Below are 10945 nucleotides of genomic sequence, written 5' to 3'. Positions count from 1 at the left end.
GCTGGGGTTCCCACGACCCATTATCATGAAGCGGAAGCTGCCTCTTCGGAGGATGCGAGAATGAGCCAATGGCGTGAAATTGGGGTCGGCGCGCAGATCCTGAGGGATCTCGGCGTCACGTCCATCCGCAATCTTGCCACAACAAGCCGGTCTTACGTTGGTCTGAGTGGCTTCGGAATTACTCTTGCGGGTGAAAAAACACTCGACAACTAGTGGTTCGAGCGTCCCCCATCCAAACCCAYACCATCCAAACCCGTGTGAACAGACGTAGTCTTGAACCGAATTCCCAGAGATCCTGAACTCGATGCTTCGATCGATGCTCAGGGTCCGTCGACCACCTCGCAGACGTTCGCCATGACGGGTCGATCGAAGATCGTGAACCTGATCGAGTCCGCACGTCTGGCAGTAGCCGGGTTCATCCTTGGCGAACCGGGACGCGATGCCGCCGAACTCGCCTTCCGTCTTTTCGGTGCGCGGGCGATGTCCGCCATCACGCTGATCGTCGCCGCCTGGTTCGTGAGCATCGAGGCTTTCGCGGAATTCGGCGTCTATCAATCGGTCGCGACCCTGGTCTGGATCGCCATTTTCCTTCGATACGATACGGCAGTCGTGGCCGCTTCGACGGACGAAGAGGCGGGACGCGCGCTCCGGCTCTGCGTTGCGGTGGGCGCTACGCTCTGGGTGCTGACGAGCCTCGCTGCTTTCATGGCGGGCGAAATCGGCATCATGAGGCTGAAGCTTCTTCTGTTTCTCCCGCTTGCCATCTTGGCGCGCGCCATCCTTCGGTTGGCATTCGCCGTCACCACCCGAGAGGGCGATTTCCGCGGAATCGGCAGGGCCTCTCTCGTTCAATCGATTTTCCAGCCCCTAGCGCTCGTCCTTTTCGTGGCCTCACCCCTCGACGACGATGCGTTGTGCTTCGTGCTGGCGGACATCGTCGGGCATACGAGCGGTGTCGTCTATCTGCTCTGGCGAAATCGCGCGCACTTCCACATCCTCAAGCGCGGCTGGTCGTGGGACGAATTGAAGGCAACGGCCTCCCGCTGGAGGGGGCTTCCGCTCTACAATCTGCCGGGAGCCTTTCTCGCTCTCGCTTTCGTCATGTCGCCGCTGATGATCACGCCTCTTGCCGGGGACGCGGTTCTCGCGGGACTCGTAGCCTTCGCGTACCGCATTTTCGATGTTCCGACGCAGATCATCACGGCTTCCTCGACACCAATCTTCCTGCATCGCCTGCGCCCTACTGCGGCGCGGGCCGGCGCCGTTTTCGGCCGGCACATCATGCTGGCGTGGATTGTCCTGATGGCACTCGCATACACGTGCGTCGCAGGCCTGCTGATCCTGGTCGATCCGTGGCTCGAAAGCACGGAGCTGGCGGACCTGTCGCACATCGTGCCGTTCGTCGCGGCATTCCAGTTGTTCGTCGCTCTCGCGGCGCCGCTGAACGATTCTTGCGCCATGTATCCGCAACAGAAGCGCCTGGTTCTCATCCATGGCGCGGCCTTGCTGGCGAGCCTCGTCGCCGCGCTGTTCGCCGTCAGGGGCGGAGCGGAAACCGCCCTGATCGTCCTCGCCGTGATTTCAGCTTCACGCGCCTTCGCGCTCGGCGAACTCTTGCGGCAATTGTCGACGCTCAGTCACAAGGCGTTCCAGTCGAACGCTACGCGTTGATCGCGTGCCCGAGAAGCGTATCCACGTGCGCGGCCGCCGACTTCGCCAACCCTTCGAGATCGTAGCCACCCTCGAGCACCGACACGATGCGGTCGTCGCAATGCCTCGAGGCGAGGTCCATCACCTTGCGGGTCGCCCAGGCGAAATCCGCTTCGGTCAATTGCAGGCTTGCGAGCGGGTCGCGCCAATGGGCGTCGAATCCGGCCGAGACGATGATGAGGTCGGGACGAAAGGCGTCGATGCGCGGCAGAATCTGGTTCTCGACCGCTGACTGAAACGCCTGGCTGCCGTCGCCGGTGTTCAGGGGGACGTTTACGATCGTATCGTGCTCTCCCCTTTCGCTCGCCGCACCCGTTCCGGGATAGAGCGGTGCTTCGTGGGTCGAGCAATAGAGCACCGTATCATCCGCCCAGAAGATGTCCTGCGTGCCGTTGCCGTGATGCACGTCCCAGTCGAAGATGGCGACGCGCTCCGCGCCGTGATGCTGTTGTGCATGACGAGCCGCGATCGCCGCGTTGTTGAAAAAACAGAACCCCATGGCGCGGGTGCGCTCTGCATGGTGTCCCGGCGGGCGCATGGCGACAAAGGCGTTCTTGATCCGCCCTGTCATCACCTCGTCGACGGCGCGAACGGCGCCACCGGCGCCGCGAAGCGCGGCCTCGAAGGTGCCGGGTGACATTACGGTGTCGTCGTCGATCCGAACCAGGCCTTCACGCGGGCAGGTGTCCCGAATGGTCAGAACATACGGCTCGGGATGGGCGAGCACGATCCTGTCGAGTTCCGCCATGGGGGCCAGCTCCCGCACGAGCCCCGCGAAGCGTTCCTGTTCGAGAGTCCGCTCGATGACCCGGATGCGATCCGCGCGTTCGGGGTGGCCGAGAGGTGTCTGGTGATCCAGCGCGGCCGGATGGCTGAGGTAAAGTGTGGTCATGATGCCTCGTGCGGGGGAACTATCAGTTTCTCAACGCTTTCAGCAAGTGTCCATGTTGTTGCTATGCAACACACTTCGACCCCGAGTCGTGGCAAGTTAAAGTTGATTCGGGCCAAGAGGGCCCCTGTTTTCGTGAAGAGGCTGCCGCAGGCAGCAAGCGAGGCTTTGTCTCATGCGTTTTTCGGGCCCACTCGTCCTTCTGGCCGCCGCGGTCGCAATCTCTGGATGCACGTTCAAGGGCGTGCCCGAGCCGGAAGTCTCCACGCGGGACAGCGAATGGATGGCGCTCATTCCGAAGGCGCAGGAAGACCTTCGCTACGGTCGCTATCTGATGGACGATTCGACCGGTGAGCAACCGGGCACGATCGTCGTCGATACGAAGGAGCGCTTCCTCTACTATGTGCTGCCGGGAAAGAAAGTCATCCGGTACGGCGTCGCCGTGGGCGACGAAGCGTATGGCTGGACCGGCACGGCCCGCATGGCACGCAAAGCGGAATGGCCCGATTGGAACCCGCCGGCAGAGATGAAAATCCGGTGGCCGCACKTGAAACACACCAAAGGCGGTCCGGACAATCCGCTGGGCGCCCGCGCCCTGTATCTCTACGAGGGCAACAAGGACACCCTCTATCGCATTCACGGAACCAACGAGCCTGAGAAGATCGGTCAGGCCGTGTCGTCGGGTTGCATCCGGATGCGGAATATCGACGTGATCGACCTTTACAACCGCGTCGCCCTCGATGCGAAGGTGATCGTCCGCTGACGAGAGGGGCGCCGACCGGCGCCCGCTTCACCGATCAATCCGTGAAGCTTCTCAATCCGTGAGAGCTTCTCAATCGGTAAGAGCTTCTCAATCGGTAAGAGCTTCTCAATCGGTAAGAGCTTCTTGGCGAAGAACGTGAGGGACGTCCTTCTGCTTTGCGGGAGGGACGCTCTTGCGGGCATTTCGCATGGCGGCGACGAGGGCCGGCAACGCGACCGGCTTGAATGACGCGGTGATGCCTTGCTTCGTCGCGCGAGACGTCCCGTCCATGGGCTGCGGTCCGTCTTCCTGCTTTAGCTTTGCAATCATGGCGTTCTTCCCTTTTGGATTAAGCGAAGCTGTTCTCAGAACAACCTGTCCTCATTGTGCGAATGGTCATGTCCACTTCGAGGCAAGACCATGATCATTCGCAGACCTGAGCGCGTTTTGTCTTCCGAATGCTTAACCGCACATTAACGCGATCGCCGCCTAAGCTTTGTTGCGACGCAGCGAATAGATCGCCACGAGAATCAGCGCGCCGATTACCGTCAGGTGTTCCGAGGCGGTGTGAATGGCAACGATCGCTTTCTCGCCCTCGAGCCTCCAGAACTGATGAACGAGCAGAATCGTCAGGAACGTAAAGACGCCGAGCGCCCCTGCGCCGAGCCAGACCATGCGGTTCAGGATCACCAGCAGCGCGCCGCCCAAAAGAACCACGATCGTCAACACGTTGACGAGGACGGCCGGCTCCAGGCCGAATTGGCGCATCTCCGCAACGCCGCCGGGAAAGTCGATCACTTTCGCAAGGCCGCCGGCGAGAAAAACGAACATGAACAAGACGCGTGCGAAAACCTCGACGCCCCTGTTCGACAAAATTGCTTTGACCCATTGCGGTGTCATGAAGGCCCCCATTCGCCCTTTGAGCGAGCTTGCGTGTGCTGCATCGATGATGCCCCGTTGATCGGGGACGCACGTCTTGTCATGGGCGAGCGAGCTTGACGGTGCGTAATCGCACGCAAATGGTGGCGTTGAACTACCGCGCATACGTCTCGCTAACGCCTCGCAGAGGCGGGTCATGGACCGAGAAATGGCGCGGCGGGCGTCGACTTATTCTTGGCTCGCCAACTCTTCTTCGACTGCACGCGCCTTCTCGCGCCATGCGAGAACGAGACGCTCCAATTCGGCAAGATCGCGCATTTCCATGGTTCCGAGTGTTTGGGCCACATAGGCGCGCTGGGTCTCGATTCCGCGTTCGGCCAGATGACGTCCCTTGGCGGTCAGGAACAGGGCATTCGAACGTCGATCGCCGGGAATCGATCGGCGTTCGACGAGGCCTGCTTCAACCATGCGATCGAGCAATCCGGACACATTTCCCTTGGTCACATACAGCCGTGCCGCGAGCTCCTGCTGACTCAACCCCTCCTGCTCGGTGAGCGTCGACAGCAGGTCGAACTGTGGAATGGACAAGCCGATTTCCTTGAGACGGGTCGAGACGGCGTTGGAAGCGCGCCGGTGCAGGCGGACGAACCGGAACCAGATGCGGAGCGGATCGGTTGGGCGATCTGAGGCGAGGGGTGAGTGCAAGGCGGAAGTCCTTGGTGGCGCAACAAGTCCTTGGTGGCACAAACAGTTTATATCGAAACATTTGAATGAGAAAACGCCATAACCAAGAATTCAGAAAGGGCTTCTCAGCTGCGCATTTTCGCCGGCTTGCCTCTGTTCACAAACCACTTTTCCGTTAGAGCGTTCAGCAACGAGGGATGCGGCTTTGCGCCCGATCGCGCTCTATCTTATTGAATATGTGCGTGATCTTCTTGACGAAGCGTGTCCATTTCGGCGGCTCATGCACTAAGTTTGGAGCGTCATGCGTCATCTGATTATCGAGGAACCTGTCTCCAGACCTGCGAAGTGGTCGCCGAAAGTGGCATCGTTCGCCATCGCGGTCACTCTTCTGTCGATGCTTTTGATCCGTCTGGAACGGATCGATTACGAGGCCGGCTTCATCGCCTTCGGGGCGGGCCTCTGCCTTGGGATCGTGGCGATCCTCCTCTCGATGATGGCATTCGTGCGGATCTGGCAGGAAGGCAGGCGCGGCTTGGGAAGCGCCGTACGCGGCATTCTCCTCGCCGTCCTGCTCTTGGCCTATCCGGCCTGGTTCCTGGTTCAGGCCATGCAATTGCCGCCGATCCACGATGTGAGCACCGATCTCGAAACGCCACCGGGTTTCTCGCGATCCCGGGTGGCGCTCGCCGCGCGCGATGACGACACGCCGTCCGAAGTCYCCGCATCGATGCGTGAGGCGCAGCGCAAGGCCTATCGCGAGGTGGCGCCGCTATCGCTCGACATGGCCCCGAACGAGGCTTTTGCCCTTGTCCGGAAGGCCGCCGCGAATCTGGGGTGGAGAATCATCGAGGCGCGTGCGCCGGGCGGGCGCATGGGCACCGGACATCTCGATGCGATCGATCACACCTTCCTGCTCAAACTGCCGGAGGACGTGACGGTCCGCGTGCGACCGAAAGCCGAAGGTGCCCGGATCGACATCCGTTCGGTATCGCGGATCGGTCAGCGCGATTTCGGGTCCAACGCCAAGCGCATTCGCGCATTTCTGGACGAGGTGTCGAATCTCGCCATCTCCGCCAAGTGAGCCTCGCCGAAATCTAGGAGGCGAGGCGGTATTCGCTCGTCAGAGTCGGCTCTCCGTCGGTGCGCACGAGGTCGCGCGCGACGAGATCTTCGAGATGCGCGAAGACGGAAAGGCTCGCGGCTCCGGTCAGAGCCGGCTTGAGCCCCTGATAGATGGCCGCCACGATGGCCGGAATGGTTCGGTCACCGAGCGCAAGGCGATTGAGGATCGACGTTTCGCGCTGTCGGCGATGGTGTGAAAGGGCGCGTAGGAAGCGTTGCGGATCGGTGACCGGTCCGCCATGCCCCGGCCAATAGATTGCCTCGTCACGGGCGCGCAGCTTTTCCAGGGACGCCATATAGTCGCTCATCGCCCCATCCGGAGGCGCGACGACCGAGGTCGACCAGGCCATCACATGATCGGCGGAGAAGAGCACGTTCTCTTCCGGCAGGGCGAATGCGAGATGGTTTGCGGTATGCCCGGGTGTCGCGACCGTTTCGAGACGCCAGCCGAGTCCCTCCACCATGTCGCCGTCGACCAATTCGCGATCAGGCCGATAATCCAAATCGCCGCTTCCCTCGAGCGCGTTGGCTTCGCCCTGGGCGAGGGGGCGAGCGCTCCGGTGAGGGCCACAGCCGAGAATAACCGCGCCGGTCGCCGCCTGGATCGCCCTGGCGGCAGGCGAATGATCGCGATGCGTATGGGACACCAGGACGTGCGTGACCGTCTCGCCGCGAGCGGCCTCCAGAAGAGCATCCACATGTTCTTGCAGATCGGGGCCTGGATCGATGATCGCGACGTGGCCTTTTCCGACGATGTAGCTGCAGGTGCCGGTGAACGTCATCGGCCCGGAATTCCCGGCGACCACGCGCCTGACGAGTGGGCTCAGGCGGACGCAGCTGTCGGACGGGACGGCAAATCCCGTGTCGAAGACCAGGTCGTCGGACATTGYGTCTCCCATTGTCGGTCGGACATCCGCCGGGCTTGGCTTGAGGCCTTTGTCCGACCCTCCTATAAGGCGTCTGGAGCCGCTGTCGATGCGGCATCAGTTTCTGGAGGCTGCCTATGTCGACTGGCGCATCGTCGCTCGCTTCTCCCACCCTCGTCGGCCTGATCTGGCCGTCGAAGAATGACGTTCGTTTCGCCGCCCTGCGCGCCACCGTTCTGGTGCTCGTCGGAACGGCGCTTCTGACCCTATCCGCCAAGGTGCAGGTCCCTTTCCATCCGGTTCCGATGACGATGCAGACCCTGGTGGTTCTGGTGATCGGCGCCGCCTACGGCTGGCGCCTGGGGGCGACCACCGTTGCGCTCTACCTCGCGCAAGGTGTCATGGGACTTCCCGTGTTCGCCAACACTCCGCCGATGGTGGCGAGCCTCGCCTATTTCGCGGGTCCGACGGGGGGCTTCCTGCTGGGCTTCCTTCCGGCTGCCCTCGTCACGGGGTTCATGGCCGAAAAGGGCTTCGATCGGTCGCTTCTGAGAATCGTCGCCATGATGACGATCGGTCACGTGGTGATCTTCGCCTTCGGCCTGGGCTGGATGTCGATGGCGATGCCGTTCGCCAAAGCTTGGATGCTGGGCGCCGTGCCGTTCTTCGCCGCCACGATCCTCAAGACGGCCCTTGCCGCGGCCCTGATGCAAGCGGCTGGACGCATCGTGCGCCGCAAGGCTTCCATCTAAGCTGCGCCTGTCTCCTCAACGACAAAGCCGCCCCACTCGGGCGGCTTTTTCTTTGGTTTCAAACGGCGACGGACCGGATTTTGCGGCGGGCGTAGACGTCAGGTCGCGTTGTCGCGGCTAGCCTCCGCATTGTCGCGCTTGGTCTGCAGGAGATCCGGGATGGAGATCCAGCCCACACCTTCACGCCGGTTGACCACGAGGTAGGCTTGGCCGTCCTTGATGGTTTCGACCGTGCACGAATAGGCGCGCCTGTCGCCAGGGGGACGGTAGATGACGGTATCCCCCTCCCGAATTCCGTCGTGTTCCTCAGGCAAAGCGCCCGCAGCACCCGCCTGCGACGCGGGGTCCTGTCGACCTCGATGCCGGTCGAGTGCCGCAATCGCTGCGCGGGCCCGGTCGCGGTACCGGTCGGAAATGACCCGCAATATGCTGCTGTTCTCGCGACCAGGGTACCAGGAGGTCCCCCCGATCTTCGCGAGTTCTTCAGCGACGATTTCGACTTCTTCTTCAGTCACGGGTATCCTCCGTCGTGGCCATTGGTGGCCGAGAAGCTCGTGGTCTGAGATGAGCTGCCCCTATGGCGAAAATCCTACGTCTCTCAAGAATGTTACGCCGCAAGGGCATGCTTGGGGAAGAGGATAGTATATCCTAAATGTTTCCCCATTCCTTACGTAGCGTAATAATCGTTCGGCGACAGATAAAGATCCGTGCGTTGTCGCACGAGCGTGGTCGTGACGCATATAAATAATTACGCCCACGAGCCCTTCTGACGGCCAAAGAGGTCTCTCTGTGACATCGGGATGTCGAAAAGGGGATGGCGAGGTCGTCGTCGGCGCAGAACGCGATGGCGTCCGGAGGCCAAGCCTGGAATGCCGATGTCTGGAACGCCAAGTCTGGATCGCCAAGTCTGGATCGCCAAAGTCTTGGATGATACCGTCGGATCATTGGAACCTCATGAGGAGGGCGGCGTGATCGATTGGGTTGCACGAGCGTTGCTCACCTGCGCCGGGGTCGTGACGGGCTGGTTCGTGGCGATGGACGCTCCAAATTTCAGCGTGATCCAGTTGGGGGTGGCATTGCTGCTGCTCACCCTGTTCGTCGGTGTTCTGGCCTTCCGTCCTCTTCGCTGGTTGGTGAAGCGTCATCGCCTCAACGAGCCGAAGCCATAAATCGGCTTCGAGAAGTCGAGTTCACCCGACGTTCGCCAACGACCAATCGACTGCGGCGAGGGCGTGCAGCGTCGTCGTGTCGAATAGGGGCACCGGGCTGTCCTCCGGCTGCACGAGCAGCATGATCTCCGTGCATCCCAGAATGATCGCTTGAGCGCCCCGATCGACCAGGCGGGCGATGATGTCACGGTAGGCGTCGCGCGATGCCGATAGGACCTGGCCGGCGACCAATTCGCGATAGATGATGTCGTGGACGACGGCGCGATCCGCGTCGTTCGGCACCAGGACGTCGAGCCCGAATTTATCGGTCAGTCGTCCCYTGTAGAACTCTTGCTCCATGGTGAAGGCGGTGCCGAGCAGGCCGATGCGCTCAAACCCGGCGGCCTTGATCTTCTCGGCCGTGGGATCGGCGATGTGGAGCAACGGTATCGATATGTTGCTTGCGACCTCGCCGGCCATGCGATGCATCGTATTGGTACAGATCAGCACGATATCTGCGCCGCCACGTTCCAGACGCTGCGCCGCATCGATCATTTCGGCCGCCAAGGCGGTCCATTGACCATCGTGCTGCAGTCTTTCGATTTCGCCGAAATCGACGGAGAACATCAGGCTGCGTGCGGAATGGACTCCACCCAGGCGCCGGCGCACCTCCTGATTGATGATGCGATAGTATTGCGCCGAACTTTCCCAGCTCATGCCGCCGATCAAACCAATGGTCTTTGCCATGCCGTACCTCCGTCGCGCCACTTTGCAGCTGCGACGGCTCTCGGCAAGGTCGAAGGTCGAGGCGTGTTCAAATCCAAAGCCGATACGAAGAGGACGCATGTCGACAAGATCACCGATTCCAACCGCCAGTCGTGACGAAGCTGGGCCGCTGAAATATCGCTGGCGGCGGCGCTTCCTGCCGGGGCATGATACACTCGGTCGCGATCGAGGGACCGGAGACAGCGGCGGAGCCAATGAAACTTCAAGGTAAGAAGTCGGAGATTCCTTGGTCCTCGTGGGTCTTCCCGACCTTGTCTCTGCTTCTTTATCTGGCTGCCTCAGCCCTTGGGATCGGCGGCACATTCGATTCATCGCCGCTCGGCCTGACGTTCGCGGTGCTGCTGCTGCCGCTTCTGTTCGGAACCGTCTTCGCCGCGGTTCACCATGCGGAGACCATAGCGCACCGGACCGGAGAACCTTACGGGACAATCGTCCTTTCGCTGGCGATCACATTCATCGAAGTGGCCCTGATTACCTCGGTCATGCTCAGCGAAGAGGGTGGGAGTCCGACGTTGGCGCGCGATACGGTGTTTTCGGTCGTCATGATCGTATGCACCGGGCTGGTCGGTCTGTGCATTCTCGTCGGCGGGATTCGCTATGGCGAGCAAAGCGTCCTGACGACCGGAGCGAGTTCGTACCTCGTCGTGTTGATCGTCTTGGCGACATTGAGTCTGGTTCTGCCGAACTTCACGATTTCAGGCCAGGGGCAAGCTTACGATGCCCGGCAATTGGCCTTCGTCAGCATCGTCACCCTCGTGCTCTACGGCGTTTTCCTCTACATCCAGACCACGCTGCACCGAGACTACTTCGTCAGTTTGGGCGATGAAGAGGAAACCGGACAGACCCATGTTCCTTCGAACCGCATCGTGGGTTTCAGCGTCGTCCTGCTCTTGTTCGCCCTGCTCGCGGTCGTGCTGCTCGCGAAGAAATTCGCGGCTGTCGTCGAGGTCGGCCGTACCGCTCTCGAGTTGCCGGTGGCCGTCACCGGCGTCGTCGTGGCGTTCCTGATCTTGCTGCCGGAAGGCGTCGCGGCTGTCCACGCGGCCAAACGGGACGACCTCCAGAAGGCATTGAACCTCGCGATGGGATCGTCTTTGGCGACCATCGGTTTGACCATTCCCGCGGTGGCGTGCGTCACGATCGTTCTCGGCAAATCGCTGACGCTCGGACTTGGGTCCGTGGACACCATTCTGCTGGTCCTCGTCCTGCTGACCAGCACCCTCACATTCGGCCAAGGGAGGACGAATGTTCTCTATGGTTTCGTGCATCTCGTGATCTTCGCGACCTTCCTGTTCCTCACGGCCTTTCCCTAAGAACTGTTGCGCTCAAAGGAACGGCTCGGGTACCTTCAGAGTTGAGTCGCGTAT

13 protein-coding genes and 1 pseudogene are annotated in these 10945 nt (G+C 61.3%); 7 read left to right on the top strand and 7 right to left on the bottom strand.

The window, feature by feature from the left end; translation table 11 throughout:
- Together AC1DT3_RS04780 and AC1DT3_RS04775 are read left to right on the top strand one after the other, a co-directional pair.
- Positions 1 to 213, top strand: a pseudogene (locus AC1DT3_RS04780) (3,4-dihydroxy-2-butanone-4-phosphate synthase); the annotation flags it as partial.
- A 60-nt stretch (positions 214 to 273) separates the two neighbouring features.
- On the top strand, positions 274 to 1671 hold the full coding sequence (locus AC1DT3_RS04775; protein ID WP_477464100.1) for a polysaccharide biosynthesis protein: 1398 nt from the start codon (positions 274 to 276) through the stop codon (positions 1669 to 1671).
- Here AC1DT3_RS04775 and AC1DT3_RS04770 read toward each other — a convergent pair.
- Positions 1661 to 2602 carry a histone deacetylase family protein gene (locus AC1DT3_RS04770; protein ID WP_477464099.1) on the bottom strand — a complete coding sequence of 314 codons (942 nt, stop codon included), beginning with the start codon at positions 2600 to 2602 and terminating at the stop codon, positions 1661 to 1663. The genes AC1DT3_RS04775 and AC1DT3_RS04770 overlap by 11 nt on opposite strands.
- Before the next feature lie 172 nt (positions 2603 to 2774).
- Between AC1DT3_RS04770 and AC1DT3_RS04765 the strand changes: the two genes are divergently transcribed.
- A complete protein-coding gene (locus AC1DT3_RS04765) occupies positions 2775 to 3362 on the top strand; it encodes a L,D-transpeptidase (RefSeq protein ID WP_477464098.1) in 588 nt (195 codons plus the stop codon).
- Positions 3363 to 3467: 105 nt separating this feature from the next.
- On the opposite strand, the gene AC1DT3_RS04760 is transcribed toward AC1DT3_RS04765, so the two are convergent.
- The 3 genes from AC1DT3_RS04760 to AC1DT3_RS04750 all read right to left on the bottom strand — a co-directional run bounded on the left by AC1DT3_RS04760 (position 3468) and on the right by AC1DT3_RS04750 (position 4925).
- Positions 3468 to 3671 carry a hypothetical protein gene (locus tag AC1DT3_RS04760; RefSeq protein WP_477464097.1) on the bottom strand — a complete coding sequence of 68 codons (204 nt, stop codon included), beginning with the start codon at positions 3669 to 3671 and terminating at the stop codon, positions 3468 to 3470.
- Between the two features lie 159 nt (positions 3672 to 3830).
- Positions 3831 to 4241, bottom strand: a complete 411-nt coding sequence (locus AC1DT3_RS04755) for a DoxX family protein (RefSeq protein WP_477464096.1) — start codon at positions 4239 to 4241, stop codon at positions 3831 to 3833.
- 207 nt (positions 4242 to 4448) lie between these two features.
- Complete coding sequence (locus AC1DT3_RS04750) at positions 4449 to 4925, bottom strand: MarR family winged helix-turn-helix transcriptional regulator (protein WP_477464095.1); 477 nt, start codon at positions 4923 to 4925, stop codon at positions 4449 to 4451.
- A 280-nt stretch (positions 4926 to 5205) separates the two neighbouring features.
- Between AC1DT3_RS04750 and AC1DT3_RS04745 the strand changes: the two genes are divergently transcribed.
- Entirely contained in the window at positions 5206 to 5985 is a 780-nt protein-coding gene (locus AC1DT3_RS04745) for a DUF1499 domain-containing protein (RefSeq protein WP_477464094.1), read from the top strand.
- Positions 5986 to 5998: 13 nt separating this feature from the next.
- Here AC1DT3_RS04745 and AC1DT3_RS04740 read toward each other — a convergent pair whose 3' ends face one another.
- Complete coding sequence (locus tag AC1DT3_RS04740) at positions 5999 to 6913, bottom strand: MBL fold metallo-hydrolase (RefSeq protein ID WP_477464093.1); 915 nt, start codon at positions 6911 to 6913, stop codon at positions 5999 to 6001.
- Between the two features lie 116 nt (positions 6914 to 7029).
- Here AC1DT3_RS04740 and AC1DT3_RS04735 point away from each other — a divergent pair, with 116 nt between their 5' ends.
- On the top strand, positions 7030 to 7644 hold the full coding sequence (locus AC1DT3_RS04735; protein ID WP_477464092.1) for a biotin transporter BioY: 615 nt from the start codon (positions 7030 to 7032) through the stop codon (positions 7642 to 7644).
- Positions 7645 to 7742: 98 nt separating this feature from the next.
- On the opposite strand, the gene AC1DT3_RS04730 is transcribed toward AC1DT3_RS04735, so the two are convergent.
- On the bottom strand, positions 7743 to 8159 hold the full coding sequence (locus AC1DT3_RS04730; protein ID WP_477464091.1) for a hypothetical protein: 417 nt from the start codon (positions 8157 to 8159) through the stop codon (positions 7743 to 7745).
- Between the two features lie 453 nt (positions 8160 to 8612).
- Here AC1DT3_RS04730 and AC1DT3_RS04725 point away from each other — a divergent pair, with 453 nt between their 5' ends.
- Positions 8613 to 8813: a hypothetical protein gene (locus AC1DT3_RS04725; protein ID WP_477464090.1), complete on the top strand. Its 201-nt coding sequence runs from the start codon at positions 8613 to 8615 to the stop codon at positions 8811 to 8813.
- Between the two features lie 21 nt (positions 8814 to 8834).
- On the opposite strand, the gene AC1DT3_RS04720 is transcribed toward AC1DT3_RS04725, so the two are convergent.
- Positions 8835 to 9539: an aspartate/glutamate racemase family protein gene (locus tag AC1DT3_RS04720; protein WP_477464089.1), complete on the bottom strand. Its 705-nt coding sequence runs from the start codon at positions 9537 to 9539 to the stop codon at positions 8835 to 8837.
- A gap of 233 nt (positions 9540 to 9772) precedes the next feature.
- Here AC1DT3_RS04720 and AC1DT3_RS04715 point away from each other — a divergent pair, with 233 nt between their 5' ends.
- Positions 9773 to 10891 (top strand): calcium:cation antiporter, encoded by a 1119-nt coding sequence (locus AC1DT3_RS04715; RefSeq protein ID WP_477464088.1) that lies wholly within the window; start codon positions 9773 to 9775, stop codon positions 10889 to 10891.
- Positions 10892 to 10945 lie beyond the last annotated feature (54 nt).

It is taken from the genome of Microvirga sp. P4_G7 (assembly GCF_056401005.1).
Note: the sequence above shows the minus strand (reverse complement) of the source record. Positions and strands in the feature narration are given on the sequence as shown.

Bases quoted from the DNA above. Each gene is read 5' to 3' on its own strand.
- AC1DT3_RS04770 (WP_477464099.1), bottom strand. From the start codon at position 2,602: ATGACCACACTTTACCTCAGCCATCCGGCCGCGCTGGATCACCAGACA.
- AC1DT3_RS04760 (WP_477464097.1), bottom strand. From the start codon at position 3,671: ATGATTGCAAAGCTAAAGCAGGAAGACGGACCGCAGCCCATGGACGGG.
- AC1DT3_RS04755 (WP_477464096.1), bottom strand. From the start codon at position 4,241: ATGACACCGCAATGGGTCAAAGCAATTTTGTCGAACAGGGGCGTCGAG.
- AC1DT3_RS04740 (WP_477464093.1), bottom strand. From the start codon at position 6,913: ATGTCCGACGACCTGGTCTTCGACACGGGATTTGCCGTCCCGTCCGAC.
- AC1DT3_RS04735 (WP_477464092.1), top strand. From the start codon at position 7,030: ATGTCGACTGGCGCATCGTCGCTCGCTTCTCCCACCCTCGTCGGCCTG.
- AC1DT3_RS04715 (WP_477464088.1), top strand. From the start codon at position 9,773: ATGAAACTTCAAGGTAAGAAGTCGGAGATTCCTTGGTCCTCGTGGGTC.